Origin of the sequence: uncultured Candidatus Kuenenia sp. (assembly GCF_900696675.1) — a bacterium.
GTDB lineage: Bacteria > Planctomycetota > Brocadiia > Brocadiales > Brocadiaceae > Kuenenia > Kuenenia stuttgartiensis_A.
This window is the reverse complement of record NZ_CAADGZ010000023.1, coordinates 1-21,764: the sequence shown is the minus strand read 5'-3', so window position 1 is coordinate 21,764 and position 21,764 is coordinate 1. Positions and strand designations below refer to the sequence as shown.

24 protein-coding genes are annotated in these 21,764 nt (G+C 40.2%); 17 read left to right on the top strand and 7 right to left on the bottom strand.

From position 1 onward, the window contains the following. Positions 1–127 precede the first annotated feature (127 nt). The 3 genes from QZT26_RS05660 to QZT26_RS05650 all read right to left on the bottom strand — a co-directional run bounded on the left by QZT26_RS05660 (position 128) and on the right by QZT26_RS05650 (position 4,394). A complete protein-coding gene (locus tag QZT26_RS05660) occupies positions 128–3,427 on the bottom strand; it encodes a PD-(D/E)XK nuclease family protein (RefSeq protein ID WP_295101160.1) in 3,300 nt (1,099 codons plus the stop codon). Then, positions 3,414–3,800, bottom strand: coding sequence for a diguanylate cyclase (locus QZT26_RS05655; RefSeq protein WP_099324329.1), 387 nt, complete (start codon positions 3,798–3,800; stop codon positions 3,414–3,416). The genes QZT26_RS05660 and QZT26_RS05655 overlap by 14 nt, the downstream gene beginning before the upstream one ends. A gap of 357 nt (positions 3,801–4,157) precedes the next feature. Further along, positions 4,158–4,394: a hypothetical protein gene (locus QZT26_RS05650; protein ID WP_295101157.1), complete on the bottom strand. Its 237-nt coding sequence runs from the start codon at positions 4,392–4,394 to the stop codon at positions 4,158–4,160. A 29-nt stretch (positions 4,395–4,423) separates the two neighbouring features. Between QZT26_RS05650 and QZT26_RS05645 the strand changes: the two genes are divergently transcribed. From QZT26_RS05645 to QZT26_RS05575, 15 genes are all read left to right on the top strand, one after another. After that, on the top strand, positions 4,424–5,380 hold the full coding sequence (locus QZT26_RS05645) for a sulfotransferase (RefSeq protein WP_099326174.1): 957 nt from the start codon (positions 4,424–4,426) through the stop codon (positions 5,378–5,380). A 53-nt stretch (positions 5,381–5,433) separates the two neighbouring features. Further along, positions 5,434–6,537 carry a glycosyltransferase family 4 protein gene (locus QZT26_RS05640; RefSeq protein WP_157820651.1) on the top strand — a complete coding sequence of 368 codons (1,104 nt, stop codon included), beginning with the start codon at positions 5,434–5,436 and terminating at the stop codon, positions 6,535–6,537. A gap of 19 nt (positions 6,538–6,556) precedes the next feature. Further along, complete coding sequence (locus QZT26_RS05635; RefSeq protein WP_099326172.1) at positions 6,557–6,961, top strand: nucleotidyltransferase domain-containing protein; 405 nt, start codon at positions 6,557–6,559, stop codon at positions 6,959–6,961. 8 nt (positions 6,962–6,969) lie between these two features. Beyond that, a complete protein-coding gene (locus QZT26_RS05630; protein WP_099326171.1) occupies positions 6,970–7,404 on the top strand; it encodes a DUF86 domain-containing protein in 435 nt (144 codons plus the stop codon). A gap of 131 nt (positions 7,405–7,535) precedes the next feature. Then, positions 7,536–8,693 carry a glycosyltransferase gene (locus QZT26_RS05625; RefSeq protein ID WP_157820650.1) on the top strand — a complete coding sequence of 386 codons (1,158 nt, stop codon included), beginning with the start codon at positions 7,536–7,538 and terminating at the stop codon, positions 8,691–8,693. 44 nt (positions 8,694–8,737) lie between these two features. Next, the gene (locus QZT26_RS05620) at positions 8,738–9,772 is read left to right on the top strand and encodes a hypothetical protein (protein WP_099326169.1); all 1,035 of its coding nucleotides are present in this window, start codon (positions 8,738–8,740) and stop codon (positions 9,770–9,772) included. A 161-nt stretch (positions 9,773–9,933) separates the two neighbouring features. Further along, complete coding sequence (locus QZT26_RS05615; RefSeq protein WP_099326168.1) at positions 9,934–10,719, top strand: sulfotransferase; 786 nt, start codon at positions 9,934–9,936, stop codon at positions 10,717–10,719. A gap of 94 nt (positions 10,720–10,813) precedes the next feature. Continuing rightward, on the top strand, positions 10,814–12,625 hold the full coding sequence (locus QZT26_RS05610; protein WP_295101152.1) for a hypothetical protein: 1,812 nt from the start codon (positions 10,814–10,816) through the stop codon (positions 12,623–12,625). 15 nt (positions 12,626–12,640) lie between these two features. Then, complete coding sequence (locus tag QZT26_RS05605; RefSeq protein ID WP_099326166.1) at positions 12,641–13,537, top strand: sulfotransferase; 897 nt, start codon at positions 12,641–12,643, stop codon at positions 13,535–13,537. Positions 13,538–13,552: 15 nt separating this feature from the next. Continuing rightward, positions 13,553–14,554, top strand: a complete 1,002-nt coding sequence (locus QZT26_RS05600) for a glycosyltransferase family 1 protein (protein WP_099326165.1) — start codon at positions 13,553–13,555, stop codon at positions 14,552–14,554. Continuing rightward, complete coding sequence (locus QZT26_RS05595) at positions 14,554–15,429, top strand: sulfotransferase (protein WP_099326164.1); 876 nt, start codon at positions 14,554–14,556, stop codon at positions 15,427–15,429. Before QZT26_RS05600 ends, QZT26_RS05595 begins: the two co-directional genes overlap by 1 nt. Further along, the gene (locus tag QZT26_RS05590) at positions 15,407–16,414 is read left to right on the top strand and encodes a glycosyltransferase family 2 protein (protein WP_295101150.1); all 1,008 of its coding nucleotides are present in this window, start codon (positions 15,407–15,409) and stop codon (positions 16,412–16,414) included. Before QZT26_RS05595 ends, QZT26_RS05590 begins: the two co-directional genes overlap by 23 nt. Positions 16,415–16,441: 27 nt before the next feature. Beyond that, positions 16,442–17,587 carry a glycosyltransferase family 4 protein gene (locus QZT26_RS05585; protein ID WP_295101149.1) on the top strand — a complete coding sequence of 382 codons (1,146 nt, stop codon included), beginning with the start codon at positions 16,442–16,444 and terminating at the stop codon, positions 17,585–17,587. A 13-nt stretch (positions 17,588–17,600) separates the two neighbouring features. Continuing rightward, entirely contained in the window at positions 17,601–17,867 is a 267-nt protein-coding gene (locus QZT26_RS05580; protein WP_099326161.1) for a hypothetical protein, read from the top strand. Continuing rightward, positions 17,860–18,099 (top strand): type II toxin-antitoxin system HicA family toxin, encoded by a 240-nt coding sequence (locus QZT26_RS05575; protein WP_295101147.1) that lies wholly within the window; start codon positions 17,860–17,862, stop codon positions 18,097–18,099. Before QZT26_RS05580 ends, QZT26_RS05575 begins: the two co-directional genes overlap by 8 nt. Positions 18,100–18,135: 36 nt before the next feature. Here the strand turns inward: QZT26_RS05575 and QZT26_RS05570 are convergent, their stop codons facing one another. From QZT26_RS05570 to QZT26_RS05555, 4 genes are all read right to left on the bottom strand, one after another. Then, the gene (locus QZT26_RS05570) at positions 18,136–18,441 is read right to left on the bottom strand and encodes a HigA family addiction module antitoxin (RefSeq protein WP_164995366.1); all 306 of its coding nucleotides are present in this window, start codon (positions 18,439–18,441) and stop codon (positions 18,136–18,138) included. A gap of 111 nt (positions 18,442–18,552) precedes the next feature. Then, positions 18,553–18,786 (bottom strand): hypothetical protein, encoded by a 234-nt coding sequence (locus QZT26_RS05565; protein ID WP_099326158.1) that lies wholly within the window; start codon positions 18,784–18,786, stop codon positions 18,553–18,555. A 5-nt stretch (positions 18,787–18,791) separates the two neighbouring features. Next, positions 18,792–19,025 carry a hypothetical protein gene (locus tag QZT26_RS05560; protein WP_099326157.1) on the bottom strand — a complete coding sequence of 78 codons (234 nt, stop codon included), beginning with the start codon at positions 19,023–19,025 and terminating at the stop codon, positions 18,792–18,794. A gap of 34 nt (positions 19,026–19,059) precedes the next feature. Beyond that, positions 19,060–19,425 (bottom strand): hypothetical protein, encoded by a 366-nt coding sequence (locus QZT26_RS05555; protein WP_295101145.1) that lies wholly within the window; start codon positions 19,423–19,425, stop codon positions 19,060–19,062. Between the two features lie 769 nt (positions 19,426–20,194). Here QZT26_RS05555 and QZT26_RS05550 point away from each other — a divergent pair. Both QZT26_RS05550 and QZT26_RS05545 read left to right on the top strand, forming a co-directional pair. Beyond that, the gene (locus QZT26_RS05550) at positions 20,195–21,343 is read left to right on the top strand and encodes a glycosyltransferase (protein WP_295101144.1); all 1,149 of its coding nucleotides are present in this window, start codon (positions 20,195–20,197) and stop codon (positions 21,341–21,343) included. 15 nt (positions 21,344–21,358) lie between these two features. Continuing rightward, positions 21,359–21,694 carry a hypothetical protein gene (locus tag QZT26_RS05545; RefSeq protein ID WP_099326154.1) on the top strand — a complete coding sequence of 112 codons (336 nt, stop codon included), beginning with the start codon at positions 21,359–21,361 and terminating at the stop codon, positions 21,692–21,694. The last annotated feature ends 70 nt before the right edge of the window (positions 21,695–21,764 follow it).

Sequence of the window (21,764 nt, the reverse complement as noted above, 5' to 3'; positions counted from 1 at the left end):
CAAACTCACAGCATTTCCAAATCTCCAGGAAAAGAAATACTTCAGGCTTAAAAAAACCCGCATAATATTTGATATAAAGCCAAATCCCCCCCGAATCAGACGTTTTGAAATTTTTGTCGCTTCAAATTTATCTGATTTTTGTAATTTTATTAGTAATATTATTTCTGTAGTTCAGCAACCTTTCATCGTTTTCCAGCCTGAAGCGGGAAGGTTGGTGTCCCTTTCTGCATAGGGTAGCGAATTTACACCACTGACAGTTTTTTTCTTTTCCCGTGGTGGGGAACAATCCCTGGCGAATGATAGCCAGGATTTCATGGACGGTTGCCCAGAAAAATTCTTTATGCTGTGCCCATTCATTGTTATTTATGGTATTTTTTTGCAGGCATCTTTCTCCATTTTCATCATTCATGCAGCGCGCAATATAAACGAATGAAGCCTCGTCGAATATTATTTCAGAGGGAAGAGAAACCTCCTTTCTATAGGTATTTACCAGGAACTGTTCTGCCATTGATATGTAAAATGGCAGTTGCAATTTTTGTCCGCACACGGCCGCTTTTAATAAATGTTCAGTGCCTGCCTTTCCGGATTTGTAATCCACCAGCCGGAAATATATTTCCTGTCCGCTTTTTTTAACATCTATTCTGTCAATCTTTCCTTTAAAAAAAATTGCCGGATAGTCTTCAAATTTGCCTTTTGGCAATGCTAATTGTAACCTTGCTTCCAAAAAAGCAGGGCTATAACCCGTGTGTTCAATTTGTTTAATATCCCATGACAGGAAATGTATTAAAGCGGCGACTATTTCATCCTTTTTGAGTTCCCATAGTAGCGGATAGGGAATTGGTATTTGTTTTCCCATTTTCACAAATGATTCATTTGCAATTTTATGCAGGTATTCAACTGGATTTGTATCGGCGGCTTTCCCATCGAAATATCCCTTTTCTTTTAAATGGCAATATAATGTGTCTAATATCTCATGATAGATAGTGCCCAGTTTGGGCAATGATATGGTTTCACTCTTTTCCGGCTCTTCCAACGGTTCCAGTTGCAGTATTTCTCTCATAAAAAATTGGAATGGGCATGCGCCAAACGTTTCAAGCATCGTAGGATTAAAACCTTTTTGTACACGATTTTTGTACCAATGTTCCCCATCGGAAACAATACCATCATATGCTGAGAGACAGGGGCTAAAACATTCTATAGCCTGCAACGCTGATTTGGAACGTGTATAGGCTGCCAGGTTGCCACCGATTGCATTAATGCAACATGAGGGGTCTATATGTTCCAGCACCATACGGATCACGGCCTCATTGGGTGTAAGCAGCGATATATCTTCTTTGCATAATTTATTTTTTATGCTGCGGGGAACGTTCATTTTTACAGGAGACTTGTTTTCTTTATCCTCATTGCGGGTATGTATTCCTTTTATATTTTGAAGGATGTCCATTATGTAGTGGGAAGGGGTTTTGGGTTTTCCCGCCTCATCTGAACGTTCATAAAGAAGATAAATCCTTTCCTGCGCGGCATTGAGCAGGAAATAAAATAACAAACGTTCCTCCTCAAAACCCCTTAGTTTTTCAGGAATATGATTCCCAAGCGCTTCGGATAGTATTCTTCGGGTATGGTCCGGCAAAAATGGTTCTTCAAAAATAGCGCGTGGAAACTCCTTTTCGTTCAATCCGACAAGAAACAGTATCCGGAATGGTATGCCACGAGCAGACATGGCGTTCATAACCCTGACGCCTTTATTATTAGCGGTCCCGGCTTGGATCCCTTCCTGCTTGCAGGCGTTTATGAAAGTATCTGCAAATTGATCGTATGTAATTTCTTTATCGATACGATCGAGAATAGACAATGTGTCAAACAGGCAAAATATTCTTTCTTTAATAAAAATATCTCTTTTTATAATTTCCTGATCTATGTCTTCAGAAGGAATGTGTATATATTTATCGAGAAATAGTTTTGTTTTTTGACACATTTGAGACCAGGTCGCCTTTTCCTGCAGGGAAAGCAAATCATTTGACAACAACTGCACTATATTTTTCAGCGACTCAATCTGATCGCAGGAGATATTGATATTGTGAGGCAAAATATCTTCCTCCGCTGGCTCTGCCATTGCGTTCTTTAACTGTTCAAGTTTTGACAACCAGCAGCGTATACCGCTATGGATACCAATTGTCCTGCTAATAATATCCCAGAGATTCTGCCGTGAAAGGACGTCTTTTAATTCAGGAACAGGGATATTGAAATAGGGTGATTCCAGAATATCGATAACCATAGGACGATAAAAGTTTTCGCGATCCAGCAATAGCAATTGTTTTATCATGGTAAATAAGGGGTACTTTTCTATCGGTTCCTTGTCAAGTGTGGTAAACGGGATTGCGTTTTCCTGAAAAACCTCCTGTATAATGTTTAAATATTGCCCAAGTTCTCTTGCGACAATGCCTATATCGCCAAATACGTAACCTTTATTAATGAGTTTGAGTATTTCCTTTGCAATCACCCATATTTCATCATGTTTGCCGGATACATTGATGATGCTAAGGTTATCCAATGAAGGGGCGTCAGGCATGGATTCTCCATGCAGAGAGGTTTTTGTTTCCGAGTCTGCGTCCATTAAATAAGAAAACCCCTGTAGATCATCTGGGGGCAGATCCTCAATGTCCCGTGCGATCCCCAACAAAAATGATTCGTAGAAATGTTTAACGTAGGTAAAAACGGCATGATTTTTTTTGTAGGGCAAAAACAATATTGTTGGATAATATCTGAATATTTCAGAGAAAAAATCCTGTTCCACGCCGGTTAAATCATAGAAACCATATGCCAGTATATATTTGAATTTTCTGAGATATTCAGAATCAGCAGCGTGCTTTGCCGCCGAACGATAGAGGTTTGAATCGTGGGATATGCCGGATGCATTCAGCGTGTTTTGGAAAAGAGTAAATAACCGCGATATATCAGACAGTTTTTGAATATCAGCACCGCCGGTAAGTTGCTCATTAATAACTGCCCTTAAATCATCTGCATTAACATTGGCGTCTGTGAGGTCTTGCAGAGAATGAAACATTGAGCGGGCAATGGATGATGGCGATATTATATTTTTTAAGGAAGGTATATGATGCCTCTCCTGTTCGATAAGTTTGGTGATAATCCGTTCGTAAATAAAAGGTTCCTGCCGGATATGCCCGATATCATTTTTTGAATTCCTGCATATTTCTCTTGCCAGGAGATAGAAATTGAGAAAAAATACGTTAAGAAACGATACGTCATGTTTCTTTACCAAACGTTCCTGAAGCCTTTCAAGCATATAGTTTGTGGGAACAATAACGGCAATGGGGGATAAGGGATCTTCGCTTTTTATGGTATGCAAAGTTTCTACAAACGAGTTCTCAAGCGAGGGATGGTAGTGCCCAAATTTAATCGATAACATATGATACCTCAACCTTGTCTCTGCTTTTTTCTTTTGCCCTGTACAATGCCTTGTCAGCAGATCGCAACAAAGCACTGCATTCAGTTTCATGCGACGGAAAAGAGGAAACCCCGATGCTTATCGTCAACGCAAGTTGTTTTTCAAACATATCTTCAAAAAACCTCCTGTTGTATACGTCGGTTAGCGCGTCTGTTATTGCGGCATGTTTGGTGAACTCCATAAGCCTGACCCTGTAAAGCGCAGATGATGCCAATCCTGCATAAACCAATAGAAGTTTTCGCATATCCCTGTCATCCCAAAATCCCTTTTCTTTCTTTATCATCAGCACCATGCCTATCGCCATTTCCCCATAGTAAGGGGAACGTAAACGCATCCTCCTTCTTTATATTTGCTACTGAGGCAATCGCAGGCCGGTTCCGTGCTCATATCATTCACTATAAGTTCCTTTCCGGTGTGCAACACACCTGCAGCCTGAAGGATTCAGGAATATATCCGTTTTAATGAGTTCACCTTTCGGCATTGGCGAATATACGATTGGCATATCTAGTGTCTGAACGAAAACTATTTAACTTGTTGCTGTATTAAGAGTTGAAATTGTTGCATAAGCGCGAATCTTTTTATCCTAATTTGGAAAATATTAGTTTGACTATGATAATCTTCGTGAAAATGGCGCATTTTTTGAGATTAATGAAAATATTCGTCAAATATTTGCAACAATTAGTAGTCTTAACTATCCAATAAATAGTTGTTTAGATAGTTTTCGTTCAGACACTAAATACAATCGGCAACCGGCAAATTGCAGGCTGTAGATTGCCAACAGCCGACTGTCTCCCCCCACTGCTTCCCCTTCAACTATCTCTCTATTTTCCGTTTCCTTCTCTTCCGTATTTTGATATACTGCCGCCTTGATTTTACATACACTAAAATAAAAGTAATACACGCAGGCGGCTGCTGTTTTGTCTCTCATTCTTTTCCACTCATGGGGGGGGATCGTAAATGAATGTTTTTATACAGGGAATGCGCCGGTCAGGAACAACAATTGTTTATGATATATTGTGTCAGGACAAGAATCTTGATTTATATTATGAACCTTTTGCCGCAGGTAGAATTCCAAAACACGGAGGGGGTAGCGGCATACAAAATGTTGATCTTTTTGAAAAGATCAGAAAATGCAGGGAAGATTTTCAAAAAACATACCCCTTATTAAAAGACATCGATTTGTTAAATTATGGCACACCAAGGGACGCCTCCCTGGAACTCGAAAGAGATTTACCGCAATATTGCATTGATTACATAAAATATTTGATTTCCCGCTCTGAAGATACCGTTATTAAATTTACACGAATGTACACCAAAATCCCGGTACTCAAGAGAATCGACCCGGATTCAAAACTCATCCTTATCGTTCGGGACCCGCGTGCAATCACCACGTCGTATATTTTTGGCAGAGAACAGAAACACAGAGAAAAGTATTCTACGAAAAAAACCTTTTTCAAAACCATCATCGAAAGGAATCCGTGGGGAAGTTACGAACTTTATAAATTATTGATAAAAACACCCGAATATGCCCATATGAAAAATTGCAACGACTATTTGAAGGTTTTAATGATTTGGAAATATACCTTTCAGCAAACACACGAGGCAGGCAGGAAAACATTCGGGAAAAATTTTCTTTTATTACGCAATGAGGATTTAATAGCGGAACCGCATGAAACACTGAAATTGCTCTATGATTTTATGGAAAGAACATTACCCGGTAACGTTCTTCAATGGACGACAGAACATGTGAAAAAAAAGGTAACGCTATTTGCCCCATCCAGTAATTACTGGAGAAAAGGTTTTACCCTCCTCAATATGAGAGAAGCACTTGAACAGGCAGGATATCACGATTGTCTTAAGCTTATGAACACGCAACGATGGTACAACAACCTTACCCATTTTTTTCGCCGATGAAAAAACTCAGCATAGGAATAGTTAGCTCCTGGTGGAATAGGGGACAAAGCACGGTGTCCCGTTATCTCAGGTCTGTTTTTGACAATTTGGGACATCACACATTCGTACTTGCCCGCCCCACAAGCGATACCGATGATTTGCCCAATTTTATCTCTACGGCTGACGTATGGAACCAGGGGGACGTTACCAGGGCGTCTCGTTTTTTCATCCCCTTAGAAGAATATCTCTCCTGGATAGAAAAAAATGCCATCCAGATCATTTTTTTTGATGAAAACAATGAGTATGACAAGATTAAATATCTGCGGTCAAAGGGCATTAAAACCTTTGGCCGTTTCGTCTGGGAAGGTTTTGGAGAAAAACATGCAAAAGGCCTTAAAACAATCCTTCGGACAAGGGATATGAAGGCTTTTTGCCGGTATATGCGGGAGTGCTTTACCAACAAGGACGTCATTGGTGCAAAGGAGGCATTTGATATCGTCTATTCTCTCACAAAATGTGAACAGGCGCGATACAAAGACTTTGGGATTGACAGCCCCTGGATCCAATGGGGCTGCCATCCGGAACTACTTGCAGTAAAACCGCAAAAACGTGAAGATGCTATTTATTTTTTCTTTCCGGGCGGTTTTCAGGGGGCGAGAAAACCGATGAGAAAGACGGTTGAAGCCTTTATGAAGGTAAAAAATCCTGACATTCGCCTGATTATTAAAGCACAGGGAACAAGGACAACGACCGAGAATATTGAAGACTTCCCGGATACACGACTCATAAAAATAGTGAAAGACCTGCCCGCAAAGGAATATTATAATTTATTCTCCTCCTGTCATGTATGTTTGGCGCCAAGCAGATGGGAAGGTTTAGGGCAACATTTTTATGAAACAATCTCCTTCGGATTGCCCACAATCACCAATAACATCCCCCCTCACAATGAAGTCATTGAAGACGGAAAGAATGGGCTGCTTGTAAAATCGGTAAAAATTGGTTATAAACAATCGGGAATACCCATCTACGACCCTGATGTGGATGACCTTGCAAGGGCAATAGAGGAACTGTCTGACGTAAATAAAATAACGGAACTCTCAAACAATACGATACAATTGCAAAAAAAATATTCATGGAATACCACCACCGAACATATAAAAAAGACTTTTAGATTATAAAGAGAGAGAGAGGCCACTGATGAACATTTTAATGTCAAAGCCTGAAATTGATCATATTGCCAGGAAATACAACCTCTTGTTAGTTATACTTTATGGTTCTCATGCAAGCGGGCGAACTTGTAAAGAAAGTGATATTGATATTGCTGTTTTGGGAACAAGACCCATCACCTTTGAAAATCTGATTGATTTGAATAACGAATTTGCTGAAATATTTAAAGTTAAGGAAATAGATGTAAAATCCCTTCATAATACCAATTCCCTGTTTCGTTATCAGGTAATGAGTAAAGGAGTTCTGCTTTACGGTAAGAGTTATGATTATAATTCTTTTAAATCCTATGCCTTCCGCGATTATTATGATAGCCAAGACCTTTTAAGGTTAAAAGAAGTGCTTATTAAGAAACGGCTGCAAAATTTAGGCGTTTAGTATTTCAGATGATTGATAAAGAATTTTTAAAAGAAAAACTGAATTTAATTACCCGTGATTTGGAAAGATTAAAGATATTCTATGATTTTACAATTAGCCAGATTGCGGAAGATTTTATAAAGTATGCGGCGCTAAAAAATATCTTAATGGAGATCATTGGCAGGGCTATCGATATTAATGAGCACCTTATTTCTGAATTGGCCAGACCGGATATGGAAGCGCCAAAGACATATAGAGACACATTCTTACTCCTTGCTGACTTGAATGTTTTGCAGAGGGATTTTGCCGAAGAAATCTCGAAAAGCGCCGGATTTAGAAATGCAATTGTTCATGAATATAACAATTTAGATAAAAGTATTATCTATAAAACAGTCGGAGATGCTATAAATCAATATGCAAAATATTGCAATTATATTTTGAAATTCATATTAAAAACCTCTTGAGAACAACTGCGGCACAGTCATATAAAAAATAAAACATCCGAAAGTAAGAGAACTCATTGCACACCGCCGGCATTAACGTATCCTCAGCTTTTACGATTTGTTTGACGATAGTAAAATTAAAGAAAGGCAAAATGATGCATATCGGCATAGTCAGCACCTGGTTAAACAGAGGACAGGCTACTGTTTCACGTTATCTGCGCTCTATATTAGATGAACTTGGACACAAGACCTTTGTGCTTGCAAGGCCCACAAGGGATAATGACGCCCTGCCAAAATTCATTGCCAAATCAGATGTATGGGAACAGGAAGGCGTTGCCCATGCCTCTAATTTTGTAATCCCCTTAAAAGAATACAAAGAATGGGCTGTTCACAATTCACTCGATCTGATATTCTTTGATTCAAATTTGCAATTTAAGGAAATTGCGGCGTTACGCGCAATGGGGATAAAGACCATCGGAAGATTTATCTGGGAAAGTTTCGGGATACAACACCTAACCGGTTATAAAAAAATACCGTTGAAACCATTTATGTGGAAAATGGCAGGAAGGTGTTTATTAAGTAATTCAGGCATACGCCCCATGAAAGGCGCCATCGACGCATATGACATAATTTATTCTTTAAACAAATGCGAATGCACACGATACGCCGACTTTGGCGTTGACAGCCCGTGGGTGCCGTGGGGATGCCATCCGGAACTTCTTAATTCCGTGTCGAAAAAACGGGGAGACGCCATTTATTTTTATTTTCCTGGCGGCTTTCAGGGCGGCAGAAAGCCCATACGAAAAACAGTCAAGGCCTTTACACAAGTACAAAATCCCAATATAAGGCTCATTATCAAGGCGCAGGGGGAGCGGTCAAATACGGAACATATTGATGATTTTACTGATAAAAGAATTATACACATTAAAGAAGATTTATCCGCAAAGGAATATTATGATTTGTTTTCATCATGCCATGTGTGCCTCGCACCAAGCAGGTGGGAAGGGTTAGGACAGCATTTTTATGAGGCAGTCTCTTTCGGATTACCCACAATCACCAACAACATCCCGCCCCATAATGAGGTGATACAAGACCGGTATAATGGCATCCTCGTTAAATCACACAAGACAGGCTACACCGCTTCCGGTATTCCCTACTTTGACCCTGATGTTGAAGACCTTACACGTGCAATAGCGGAATTATCCGATCCGGAAACGGTCGAAGCATATGCAAGAAATACGGTGGCCTCACAAAAAATCTTTTCATGGGAAAATACGATAAAACATGCAAAAGACGCCTTTGGCCTGTAAAATGTTGTTTTGGTTTAAATACTTTTTTGCGGAGATATAAGTGAATGGAAGTTTATTTTAGCACGGTGGTACGACAGGGGCCTATTGCACAGGGCGGGGAATTGGTTAGCATTGACTGGGCAACCAAAAAAATAAAGAGGAAAACAACGTTATCGCCTACCGATCCGCTTATTACAGAAAAAGACGATGCTAACCCACGGGGCAACTCAAGGGGCGGAAGGGGCATCGTTAAGATTAATGATACAATCTATGTCGCAACCTACCATAGCCTGATTCTTTTTGACCTCTCCCTTACGCCAAAAGGGAAGATATCAAATAATTTGTTTGTCGGATTGCATGAGATTTTTCATCATGATAACGTAATTTGGCTTACCTCCACCGCAATAGATTGCGTGATTGGCATTGATACACAAGGAAATTCCATCAAATCCTGGTGGGCAAGAGAAAGTCCAACCCTGCAGAAGCATTTTTCCCTCTCACCGTTGAAAATTGATAAAACAACCGACAACAGACTGCTGTGGCTTAAAGTCTTGCCCGCCAGACAGCCAAGCCATACGCATTTAAATGCAGTTGCAGTGCATAATAATGAGTTATACGTCCTCTTTAACCGGTTTGGCGCCGTTTACAATACGACAACAAATCGCCTTGTACTGGAAGACCCCTCTATAAAAGGATGCCATAATCTTGTGTTTTTTGAAGATAAAATAATAATTAATGACACCCAGGGAAAAAGGGTTATGGTCTATACACAGAACGGCACATTGATCAAGGCTTTATCTTTATTAGACTTTCCTGAAATAAATGCCCTATACAAACTTGCAATCAAATCTTCTAAGGCAAAGTCATCTTCTTTTTTCAGAGGCATTCACTTTCTTTCACGTTTTTTAAACATGGAGCATGAGATTAAAAGCCCGTTATTCTTGCGCGGACTTTGCCCTGCCGGTCAATCCCGTATCCTTGTGGGATTTTCTCCTGCGACTATTGCGGAAATTGATATTGAAAAAGGAAGGCTTCTCGACCTTTTTCAATATTCTCAGGATATTGCCGTATGTGTGCATGGATTATTGGCATGTAGTTGATGTATAATTTTCAGGAAGGCAACAGTTCACCCCTTCCGGATTGTCCCGGTATTTGAAAAAAACCCACCCCTAAATCCCCTCCCAGGAGTGGAATACAAGAAGTCCCCTCCTGGGAGGGGATTTAGGGGTGGGTAAACTGTTACCCAGAAAGATATAATTTTATGCAAAAAAAACCCTTTATTTACATCGCCTCACTAAGAAGAACAGGCGGCACTGTACTCAGCGAGGCATTAACCATGCTGCCTTATTCTTTTATTCTTCGGGAACCGAATTTGGGGAAAAACAAATTCCGCATACAGGAAAATGATTATACATTGTTTTTACAATTGGGGATTGATCTCAAGGCATTTAAACAAAAATATATGGATGAAGAAGATAATTCCCTTATCAATGCCTTGAAAAGCCAAATAATGCCAAACCTTGCCCCTCACATCCATCAGTTGGGAGTAAAAGAAATCCATCACCGCGGCTGGCAAAATTATTATCGGGTATTTGAAGATATACGGTTTATCCTGACGGCAAGAGACCCACGGGATATATATGTTTCCCTTTATTACCGGAAAAAACAGGGGAAGGGAAGCTGGAAAAAAGAATTAACGCCGGAAACATTATCGACACACCTTAACAATGAGTTTAACAGACAATTGGAAATGGCTGAACAGGCAAACTGCATAAAGGTAAAATATGAAGAATTATGTACAAATACAGAAATATATCAAAAAATAAAGACCTTCCTGGAAAGTGAAATCCCAGATACCGGAGACATCGGGAGTTTTAATGCGGCAAACGTTAAACGGAAGGATGAATATGAACTGCATGGCAACATCATCACTGACAAAAGGGTACATCGCTGGCAGCAGGAGCCGGATAAAAGGTTAGTTGCCGAGGCAACCAAAATTATCGACTTAATGCCGCACTACTGCGATTTCTGGGGATATAAAAAATAAAACGCCCTCCCCCTTTCACCATTTTCTCTGCATTCCTTAATTCAATTACACTATGAACATCTACTGCTTTTTAAAGACACGATACGACGGTTTTATGAAAACCTTCGATCAGTACCGTTTGGTGCTTAAATGGCTAATAGGAGATTCTATCTGGCGGTTCAGGAAAGAATCATTCCTCATCCTTTTTACCAATTTTATCGGGGTATCATTTCAGGTATGGACTATTGGCCTTGCAATTTATTACGCCAAGGCTATGCAAAGCGGCAGCACCATAAAACTCCTCCACTATGAATTCAATGCACGAACATCTAATGTATTTCTTATTTTATGCGGATTATCAATCCTGTTCTCGCTGTTGATCGCCGCATGGGCTATTTATTTTTCAAACTCTAATGGCTTAAAACTAAGGAGAAAATACGAAGAATTTTGTACAAAGAGAATATTTCTGCACTTCGGCTCAGGCTTTAAAATCGGAACATCCCTTGAGCAGGATTTCAGCAACGACAAAATTATCGTGCGGCTGGCAAGAAGGGATTCAAGGTTCTGCAGCAGGGCATTATGGATGATACTTGATACGATCATACCTTTGGTCACTTTCATGGTCGCCATTGCTACATTATTATACATCAACACGCTTTTAACACTTTTAAACTTTACCCTTATGGGCATTTCTGCCATATTTCTTTATAAAGTAAGTGTTTATGCGGCGAGAAATTCGTCATCACTGGAAAAATTCGCAAAAGGAACAAGCAGGGAATATTTAAAAATTATTCAGCGGCAAAAGACATTGCACGTCTCAGCGCATGAAAACGAACAATGGCTGGGGAAAACCCTTTTTTCCTCCGGGGCAATAAAGAAATTTCACGATGCCTATGAGGGAAGGTTGAGATCCCTGGAGTATAGCCAGTTAATCAGCAACATTGTCTTCGCACTGGCGATTTTTTTAATATTGCTCATCATGGGCAGATCTATTATTTCTGAAGGCAAAGGGTGGGGCGAATTAATTGTCTATTTAATAGCGCTGCGCTTTATGTTGACAAATATGCGGCAGGTAAACAGAAAGGCAACCGGTATCAACCGCCTTTATCCGCAAATCAGAAGATATTTCCAGTTTCTCTGCGCTACAGTCATTACCCCAAAGACAGGGGCAGTTCCACCGGCAAGCTATATCATTGTCCCAACAACTACTCATCCTGCAATAGAAGGTTCTCTTGAATACGGGGAGCTAAAGGCAGGAAGACGTATGGGACTCCTGAGCACAGTTACATTAAATCGTTATACATTGGGATTTTTGACCGATTGCATACTCGGGCATTCTGTGGAGAAGACAAAAACCGCCCTTGAATCCATGTGGTTTGTAACTGCGGATTATGAATTTCTCCCGAACCGTTCTTTACGGGAATCCCTGGGTTTCTCAGAAAAATACACCACCGATAATTTACAAAAAGATTTAACAAAAATGGGCCTGTGGGATAAATACAACGCACAGATGCCTGACAACTTGGATACATCTTTATCGCCTGATATTTGGAGAAGGATAGACCCGTGCCTGAAATTTTCGCTGGCATTACTTAATGCGCTGCAATCAAATTGTCAGTGGATAATGATTGCGGAAAAGGGGTTAAGAACCTTGCCGGATAGCGCAGGAAATTATATACTTAACCACTGTTCCGATAAAATAACAACAATCGTCTTCTTTGAAGACTATGTCGCTGCAGGCAATTACGGGGAAGAGGTTATAGCGGCAATGGGTCATGGCGAAATTATAGGTTTGGGGTCAATAGAATGGTTTAGAAGGAATCAGGACGCCATCAAAGAAATACAAATGCCGGAATATAACAGAACCACTGAAAAAGGAGCCGATGACTTCGACCTTGATGACGACCTGGACGATGATGATTTTTAAAAGCCTTTATTCATTATGAAACAACCTGATTTTTTTATCGTGGGCGCACCAAAATGCGGGACGACATTTTTATATAGCCACCTTAAAAACCACCCTGAAATCTTCATGCCGGAGAGAAAGGAATTGCATCATTTCGGGACGGATATATATCATCCTGATTTTGTCAGAGACACAACAACCTATCTGTCTTTTTTTCAAAACGCGGAAAATGAAAGGAGAATAGGAGAGGCGTCCGTATGGTATCTTTATTCAAAACAGGCGGCGCGTGAGATAAAGGCTTTTTACCCTTCGGCGCAAATTATCATTATGCTTAGAAATCCCGTCGATATGATATACTCCTTACACAGTCAATACCTGTATAATGGATGCGAGGATATTATTGATTTTGAAGATGCCCTTAGAAAAGAGGATTTGAGGAAAAAAGGGTTATTCTTACCGAAAAACGCTTATCCTGTGGAAGGTCTTTTATATCGTGAAACGGCAAAATACACGCAACAGATAAAACGATATTTTGAAATATTTGATAAGAAAGCCATTCAATTCATTATTTTTGACGATATAAAGAATAATCCCCAAACATCCTTACAGGATACCTTCCGCTTTTTGGGGGTGAATGAAGATATCAGCAATGATACAAAATTGATTAACCCAAACAAACGCGCAAAAAGCGTTTTTTTAAGAAATTTACTGCAAAACCCCCCTCCCTTTTTACTGAATATGTCAAGAAGATTAATACCCCACGCAATTCGCAGCAGAATGAGAAAGGGCATGTGGAATTTCAATATCCGGTACGAATCCCGTATTCCCATGAGACCGGAATTACGAAAGAGATTGCAGGATGAATTTAAACCTGAAATCAAACAGTTGAGCGATATGCTGGGAAGAGATTTAAACTATTGGTGTGCACATTAATCATTTGCGAATTAAATGAAAATATCCGTCCTTACCCGCCATAAAATCCCTTTTAGTCTGGAAACATACCGCGAAAGTATCAGGAGGGAGTTATCAATCCTTGGCGTAGAGATCACTCCCTTTACGGAATCCGGCCCTGCCCCTGAAAATTGCGATATCATCTGGGAACCTGGCCTGGCGGGAAACCATACTCCGCCTGATATATATAAAAACTCGCGCACAACAATTGTTGCAACCGTTCACGGGGCGGCGCTGTTTACCATGAAATGGAATGAAATTAACACCTCTTTTTTGCAGGTAATAAGATGCAAATTGAAAAACCGTATAACATTATCCGCGTGGAAATGGTTTCGGGAAAAGACCTCCGCAATCATTACCGTTTCAGAATTTGCCGTACGGGAAGTGTCGCATGTCTTTGCGCTTCCTCGCGGAAAGATACACCCTATCTACCATGGCGTCGATCATGAGACGTTTCACCAGAATGGCGACATTGCAAAGGTATCAGAACCCTATTTTCTCCATGTCTCACAATATAGTCCAAAAAAAAATGTTGACAGGATTATCCGTGCATATGAAAATCTTTCAAATAACAGAAAGCCGGAACTTATCATGATAGCGCCCGGATACACAAAAACCATCCGCGTTAAAGGAATAAGGCATATTCAGGAAAAGTGCTCTCCCCATGAATTGGCAAAATGGTACAGAGGGTCAATTGGATTTATATTCCCTTCTCTGCATGAAACATTCGGCATGCCTGTTTTAGAGGCAATGGCATGCGGCTGTCCGGTAATAACATCAAACGCCACTGCATGCGCCGAAATAGCAAACGACGCCGCCCTTCTCGTAAATCCGCGTTCAGAACATGATATTACTCACGCAATGCAGCGTTTGAGAGAAGATGTTTCCTTACAAGATGCATTAAGAAAAAAGGGCTTGGACCACGCGCAACATTTTTCATGGCAAAAAAGCGCAAAAGAACATTTGTTGGTGTTTGAAAAAGTATTGAAATTAAAATAATGAATAAAACCGCTCTTCAACCAGTAATAATCATGGGTATGCACCGTTCCGGCACCACAATGCTTGCTTCACTGCTGGAACAACTGGGACTATTTATCGGCGCAAAAAAACAGGAAAATGATGAATCTTTGTTCTTTTTCAAATTAAACGACTGGCTGCTGCGCCAGGCAAATGCCACATGGGATAATCCGCATAATTTCACCTTTATAAATGCCGTCTTTAAGGAGAGGGTTCTTCACGTGCTAAAGCAGCACCTGAAGGGTATGCGAAGGTTTGAATATTTAGGTTTTGGAAAATTTTTGCGCTATGGCGACATCCGGCATATTGATTTTCCATGGGGATGGAAAGACCCAAGAAACACCTTTACCATTGATATCTGGAAAGATATCTTCCCCCATCCAAAGCTATTGCATATTTACAGAAATCCCCTTGACGTTGCAAACAGCGCAAGAAAAAGAGAAATTGAGATTCAAAATAATTTTAAGCATAACTGGAAGTGTTTTTTTAAAGAACGTTTGGTATTAGGAAAGGCTTTCTACCAGGACTCCGTAAGGCTTCAGAATATTTATGAAGGGATTCAATTGTGGAGGGTTTATGTACAAAAAGCGCTTTCCTTAGAAGAGGAATGGAATGGAAACATACTCCATGTACGATATGAAACATTTCTGGACAATCCGGCGGACACCCTTGGCAAAATTGTACGCTTTATCGGCCTGACCGCTGATGCTCCATTAATAAATGCCGTTTCAAAAAACGTGTTATCCGGGAATAAATTTACCTTTATAAAGGACAGCGCCCTACTGGAAATTTACCGGCACATAAAGGAAGAAGATATCATGAAAAAACTAGGCTATGATACTATCACTGAAAAATAATCCGTCACACCTCGCCCCTTATTGGTCAACAATCTCTATGGAAAAACATATTACTCCTGAACAACAGCATACAGGTAAAATCTCTGTTATTATCGTAACGTGGAATGCGTATTCATGGACAGCTAATTGCCTGAAAAGCCTTAAAAGCGATCTCAGCGCTTTTTCTCATTCAATCATCATCGTGGACAATGCATCCTCCGACCAAACCGTATCGTATATCAAAACACAATTTCCGGAGATAATTCTTATCGAAAACAAAACCAACAATGGTTTTGCGCAGGCGTGCAACACGGCGCTGCAAAAATCATACTCTGAGTATGTCCTATTTTTAAACCCCGATACAGAAGTGATTCCAGGCATGACGAAAAGCCTGTTGGCATTCATGGAAAAACATCAGGAAGCAGGTGCAATTGGCCCCACGCTACTTAATCCTGACGGAACACTCCAGTTGGGCGGCAATACCTTTCCCAATCTTAAAAATATTCTGAGTGAATCATTTTTCCTTGATCGTCTCTTCCCAAACAGCCGTTTTTTTGGGTTGCATAAGATGAGCCATATCGACCGTTCAAAAGTATTGAAGGTTGACTGGACTATGGGGTCGTGCCTCTTTGTACGCAGAGAAGCACTCGATAGAGCGGGAAATTTTGACAGCAATTATTTCCTCTTTTTTGAAGAAACAGACCTGTGCCTACGGCTGAGAAATGCCGGGTATGAGATATACCTTCTGCCCGGGGCCAGACTCATACACTTTGGCGGGGCAAGCAGCCCTGAACTTTATAATGCAGAAAAAATCATCCACTATCACAAAAGCCTCTTTTATTATTTCAGAAAACACATGCCACACCAGTTGATTTTTCTGAAGATGATACTATTCTCAAGATCACTGCTTCGCATTATTCTTTGGCTGACACTGTACCCTGCAAATGCAAAAACGGCAGCGGAAAAACTATCCGGCTACGGAAAGGTATTAAAATTATGTTTTTAAGTTATAAACAGATTTACAGGAATAGCTATGTCTTTAGTGGTAAATAATTCTCATACATCTGCTACAAAATCCAAGGCTTACAAAGTGGCTATGATCACCGGAAGCTTTCCTGATGCGCCATGCGGTGTAGGCGATTATACCGCAAGATTGTCGCAGGAGTTAGCCAGACAAGGGATACACGTTTCTGTACTGACAACTGATCTGCCTGAAATCAAGCCCCCTCAGCCTTCAATAACTGTATGCAAAGTCGTTAAATCCTGGCAATTGTATAATACATTTCGATTTGTTCGATTCCTGAAGGCAATGAAACCGGACATCATCCATATCCAGTATCCTACGCGGGAATATCGGCGGTTTCTGTTGCCCAATTTTCTTCCCCTTATTTGTTGGGTGATCTTTCCCAAATTATGTAGAATAGCTACAATCCATGAATTTAGCATTGCACATAAGTTTCGCAAGATTGGAATGATCTTTTTCTTGCTCCTTTCAAATAAGATTATATTCCCTGACAAGCGTGAAGCATCAGCCGTTTTAAAGTGGTTTCCCTGGCTTAAAGGACGATATACGGTCATCCCGATTGGCGCCAACATTGAGCCGGTTCCTAACATTGTTTCAAGCAGGCGCATAGCAGAAATACCGTACATCGTTTATTTTGGTTTTGCCACAAAGTCAAAAGACGTTATTACTTTATTCCATGCATTTAAACAATTGCTCATACATGGGGTTAAATGTAAATTGGTAATGATAACCTATCTTTCGGATGATGATCATCATGTTATGAAAGAGTTAGGCATTGAACATGCAATAACGGTTACCGGCTATTGTACCCCTGAACAGGTATCTGTTTATTTTACGAATGCAACGGCCTGCGTTCTGCCATTTAAGGATGGAGTCTCTTTGCGGCGGGGAACATTTCTCACTGCGCTTCGGCATGGTCTCCCCGTAGTAACCACTATAGGTGAAAATGTCCCGGAGGTATTAAAAAATTGGGAAAATGTAATTTTAACGCCAATCGGCGATTATCAGGCCATGTCCGATGTCATTTTAAAACTGTTCCATGACCCCGTCCTGAGAAATAAAATCTCAGATAACGCCATGGAGTTGGGAAAGTGTTTTTCCTGGGATAATATCGGACTTCAGCATGTAGCGCTATATTCGTCTATGCTTACTTAAGGAGAATAAAGGAATGGAATTTTATACAATGGTGTTACGAAAGAGTAGAAACTATTGGGTAGCTTTATGTTTGGAAAATGGTATTGTAGGGCAGGGGATTACAAAAGAAGAGGCGATTGAAAAACTTAAAGAGGCCATTGATTCTTTTGATGCCGTACACAAAACAGAGAACGACATCTATACTTCACCATTATCTGTTAAAGAACTCCACGAATTTTTAACTGTTGAAGGGGTAGAACCAACCACAGAAACATACGAATTAAGGGCTGTACATGCCTAAAAATGTTCCTTCTCTCAAGCCAAAAGAATTAATTCGCCTATTAAAACGTGGAGGCTGTATGTTTCACAGGGAGGGCAAAGGAGATCATCGAATATATGTTCGCTATTGTCAAGGCAAGAAAAGGGTTGTTCCTATTGATATGGGAGCAGGGGAACTTTATCCCCCGTATGTGCTTCGTATTTTCCGACAATTTGGTTTTACCGATGATGAAATAGAAAGACTTTTATCATAATAATTCAAGGAGAAATGCTCTTCGCATGATATTAATTTATACAATCTTTGTATACTCTTTTACTTCGCGTTCGAGGCGTTCGCCAAGTTCGTCAGAAGTAACATCCAAATCGTACTGTGCCTGTAATCCAAGCCAAAACTCAGGGGAAGTACCAAAAAAACGAGCCAGTCTGAGAGCAGTATCCGCGGTTATCCGTCTTTTTTGAAATACACTCTCGTTAATTCTCCGGGGAGGAACACCGATATTAAAGGCAACTCTGTTTTGACTAAAGCCCATAGGCTTGAGAAATTCCTCTAAAAGAACCTCTCCGGGGTGAACCGGATGTAATCTCTTCTTTTCCATAGATTTTCTCCTCAAAACGAGGTCATGGAACAGTTTCAAAATGACATCGTTCGCCAACGATAAAGATTGGCCCCTCTAACTCCTCATTGCCGGGTGGTATTTCAGATACGATTAAGATACCAGCAGCAGCGCTTTTTCTACAGCCTTGGGCAACTCAATCGGAATAAAATAATCTTCAGGATATAGGTAGTCATCTCCTGATTCATCTATGACTCTTATATAGTGATGTTCGGCCGCTTTAGCGTCATGGAGAACTTTGTAAATTTTTCTCAATTCCAGCGATACTTCATAGTCTTTGTTGTTAATGCAAACAGCAAATATTGGTTCGACCTTGTGGTGTTTCATAATTTTTAATCCAAGAAATGTTTTATTTTAATTTCTTTTTTGCCTATACCATGCGCCTCGTACCAATGTAATTCAACTTCATGTATTGTGCCATCAGAAAGACGCACTGTTGCAAATCCTTTACGCTTTCTCCAACGACCAGCACCGAAACGTTTCTGCAACCGCTTAATCTCGCGGATTGAGGTTCCTATTGCAAAGGTCTCAACGTCACGAATCCTTCCTATAATTTCAAAAATCATTATTGTGTGCTTTATATAAAAGCAAGTCCCAATGTTAGGTCTTTACTCTTGCTATTAAAGCTGATTCTTTTTTAACAATAAACAGGACACGATTTGTATCGGTAATAAATATGGGTTCATTTGCGTTGCCTCTTAATGTAACGTGATAAAAGTGCGCCGTCAAATGTTTATCCTTATCTGTTATTTCATAGTTTGATTCTTCTTTACCAAAAAGAGAATGAATTATTGATAACGGGTTCACAACTTCTGGCTTTGCAGGACAGTGTTTTTTTTGAAGCAACGGTATTCGCGTCATTATTTTTTTCGCATAAGGGGTATCAAGCTGTGCAATGACAATGTTAACTTTATTTTCTAGGGTATCTCTTCTATTTTCGTACCTTTGAGAAGCAATACCATACATAGCAAAATAAATCCCTATTACCCAAATAAAAAAAAACGGAAGGGGGTTGTTCATCTTCTTTTTCATTAAGTGGCCGAATCTTTCGCCAGAGGTATCGAATACCCAAATATTCAAACATAAAGTAAATAATTACTTCCGGTATTATTTTGTACATTGTTTTGCCACAAAAGGTTTGGCTTTTTTGATGCTAGGCAACGCAAAATAACCTTTAAATAGAACAGACTAAGTCCTCGGGTCGGGTCTTTATTCTTGCTATTGAAGTTGATTCCTTTTTAACGATCTACTTATGATAGAATAATGCCGCCCAAAATAATCGGCCACTTCCCTATGGCTATAATTGTCTTTCCCCATATATTTTTATCTTTCCTCTTCAATTTTCAGCATACTATCTCGTAAAATGACAGATGTCAACCTATAAACCGTCATTATTACATTGAAAACATGAAGATAGTTTCAATATAATAACAAACGTTTTAAATTACAGAGACCCCAGCTTTGGTCGAGTTTGCCTGGGTGTATAGGAATTTTAAAGTTGTAGGACGAAGCGATTGCTTCGTCACTGGCGAAGTGGCACTTCGCTCTACATCATCGAAAAAGTTGCCGAAGGCCTAATTTATTATAGGGTTTGTTGGGGTGACCCGACCAACCCTCACGACCCAACGGACTCAAGATACCTAAAACCAGTCGTTCAAACCACGCTTTCTCTGCACTCCCGGCATCTTATGCGGTGAACTAACGTCTCTTAAAATAGTATCGAACGTAAAATAATATGAAAAAAATTGCTATTGTTCACGATTGGCTCACCGGCATGCGTGGAGGGGAAAAGGTAATGGAGTGTCTCTGTGAGCTTTTCCCGCAATCAGATATATTTACATTGCTCCATATTCCAGGGTCAGTATCGCCCTTAATAGAAAACAGGACTATCTACACCTCCTTTTTACAGAAATTACCCCTGATAAAGACGCACTACCGCACATATTTGCCCTTGTTTCCACTTGCAATAGAGAGTTTCTCTGTCGATGCATACGACATGGTAATCTCCAGCAGCCATTGTGTCGCAAAAGGGGTAATTACCCCCCCTTCCACGCTTCACGTATGTTACAGCCACACCCCCATGAGGTATGTGTGGGAACACTACCATACGTATTTCGGGAAAAACAAGAAGGGATTTATGACAAGGACGGCAATGAATATCTTTGCCCATTATCTGAGGATGTGGGATGTATCGTCTTCAAACCGGGTGGATTATTTTACCGCCAACTCGTACAATGTGGCAAACCGCATTAAAAAATATTACCGAAGAACCGCAAAGGTAATTCATCCTCCAGTGGATTGTTCATTATTTACTCCACCGGATACCTATGAAGAAGGCGGCTACTATCTTATCGTATCCGCATTTGCCCCTTACAAAAGAATTGATATTGCCATTGAGGCATTCAGGGAATTGGGATTACCTCTTGTAATTATCGGAGGGGGACAGGAAGAGCAACTCATTAAAAACATGGCAAAGAATAACATTAAGTGCCTCGGCTGGCAACCGGGAGAAGTATTGAAAGATTTTTACAGAAATTGCAAGGCACTGATCTTTCCCGGAGTGGAAGATTTTGGCATTGTGCCTCTTGAGGTACAGGCATGCGGGAAACCGGTAATTGCCTATGCTAAGGGAGGTGTGCTGGAAACCGTACGTGGAATTTATCCTGACTCTGAATCCAGACCCGAAATGAAACAAAAACAGCCAGAAACACCAACAGGGGTATTTTTTACAGAACAAACAACAGAATCTCTCCTGGAGGCTGTAAGGTTTTTCGAACATAATAAAAATATATTTGATCCGCTTTCGATTCGAAAACATGCTGAAGGCTTTGATAGCCTTATATTTAAAGAAAAGTTTAAACGGTATATTGAGACAATTATTTAACAAAACAGATAGAAAATGGGTAAAAGATTTTCGACATTTTTACTTGATAGAATACTTGAGCAAGAAAAAAAAGAACGGGAAGAGTTACGACTTCGGTTGATAGAAAAACTATTTAAAACATTTGATATGCTGAGCCATGAAATACCTATTAAAGAAGCCTATCTCTTTGGTTCGATAACGAAGCCATATAGGTTTCAAAAAGACTCTGATGTTGATATTGGTTTTATTGGGCTAAAGGATGAGTATTTTTTTAAAGCAATGTCCGTCATTTCAAGAGAAATTGGCAGAGATGTGTGTGCCTTGAAGTATGGAATACCTGAGTGGTTGAAAATACCACCTCTGCGAGCCTAATCCTCGTAGAGAAGTTTGTGCCTATGCGCACACAATGGAGCAATCCGTATGCGTAGAAAGATAGCATATA

Bases quoted from the DNA above. Each gene is read 5' to 3' on its own strand.
- QZT26_RS05660 (WP_295101160.1), bottom strand. From the start codon at position 3,427: ATGTTATCGATTAAATTTGGGCACTACCATCCCTCGCTTGAGAACTCG.
- QZT26_RS05655 (WP_099324329.1), bottom strand. From the start codon at position 3,800: ATGCGTTTACGTTCCCCTTACTATGGGGAAATGGCGATAGGCATGGTG.
- QZT26_RS05650 (WP_295101157.1), bottom strand. From the start codon at position 4,394: ATGAGAGACAAAACAGCAGCCGCCTGCGTGTATTACTTTTATTTTAGT.
- QZT26_RS05645 (WP_099326174.1), top strand. From the start codon at position 4,424: ATGAATGTTTTTATACAGGGAATGCGCCGGTCAGGAACAACAATTGTT.
- QZT26_RS05635 (WP_099326172.1), top strand. From the start codon at position 6,557: ATGAACATTTTAATGTCAAAGCCTGAAATTGATCATATTGCCAGGAAA.
- QZT26_RS05630 (WP_099326171.1), top strand. From the start codon at position 6,970: ATGATTGATAAAGAATTTTTAAAAGAAAAACTGAATTTAATTACCCGT.
- QZT26_RS05625 (WP_157820650.1), top strand. From the start codon at position 7,536: ATGATGCATATCGGCATAGTCAGCACCTGGTTAAACAGAGGACAGGCT.
- QZT26_RS05620 (WP_099326169.1), top strand. From the start codon at position 8,738: ATGGAAGTTTATTTTAGCACGGTGGTACGACAGGGGCCTATTGCACAG.
- QZT26_RS05615 (WP_099326168.1), top strand. From the start codon at position 9,934: ATGCAAAAAAAACCCTTTATTTACATCGCCTCACTAAGAAGAACAGGC.
- QZT26_RS05610 (WP_295101152.1), top strand. From the start codon at position 10,814: ATGAAAACCTTCGATCAGTACCGTTTGGTGCTTAAATGGCTAATAGGA.
- QZT26_RS05605 (WP_099326166.1), top strand. From the start codon at position 12,641: ATGAAACAACCTGATTTTTTTATCGTGGGCGCACCAAAATGCGGGACG.
- QZT26_RS05600 (WP_099326165.1), top strand. From the start codon at position 13,553: ATGAAAATATCCGTCCTTACCCGCCATAAAATCCCTTTTAGTCTGGAA.
- QZT26_RS05595 (WP_099326164.1), top strand. From the start codon at position 14,554: ATGAATAAAACCGCTCTTCAACCAGTAATAATCATGGGTATGCACCGT.
- QZT26_RS05590 (WP_295101150.1), top strand. From the start codon at position 15,407: ATGATACTATCACTGAAAAATAATCCGTCACACCTCGCCCCTTATTGG.
- QZT26_RS05585 (WP_295101149.1), top strand. From the start codon at position 16,442: ATGTCTTTAGTGGTAAATAATTCTCATACATCTGCTACAAAATCCAAG.
- QZT26_RS05580 (WP_099326161.1), top strand. From the start codon at position 17,601: ATGGAATTTTATACAATGGTGTTACGAAAGAGTAGAAACTATTGGGTA.
- QZT26_RS05575 (WP_295101147.1), top strand. From the start codon at position 17,860: ATGCCTAAAAATGTTCCTTCTCTCAAGCCAAAAGAATTAATTCGCCTA.
- QZT26_RS05570 (WP_164995366.1), bottom strand. From the start codon at position 18,441: ATGGAAAAGAAGAGATTACATCCGGTTCACCCCGGAGAGGTTCTTTTA.
- QZT26_RS05565 (WP_099326158.1), bottom strand. From the start codon at position 18,786: ATGAAACACCACAAGGTCGAACCAATATTTGCTGTTTGCATTAACAAC.
- QZT26_RS05560 (WP_099326157.1), bottom strand. From the start codon at position 19,025: ATGATTTTTGAAATTATAGGAAGGATTCGTGACGTTGAGACCTTTGCA.
- QZT26_RS05555 (WP_295101145.1), bottom strand. From the start codon at position 19,425: ATGTATGGTATTGCTTCTCAAAGGTACGAAAATAGAAGAGATACCCTA.
- QZT26_RS05550 (WP_295101144.1), top strand. From the start codon at position 20,195: ATGAAAAAAATTGCTATTGTTCACGATTGGCTCACCGGCATGCGTGGA.
- QZT26_RS05545 (WP_099326154.1), top strand. From the start codon at position 21,359: ATGGGTAAAAGATTTTCGACATTTTTACTTGATAGAATACTTGAGCAA.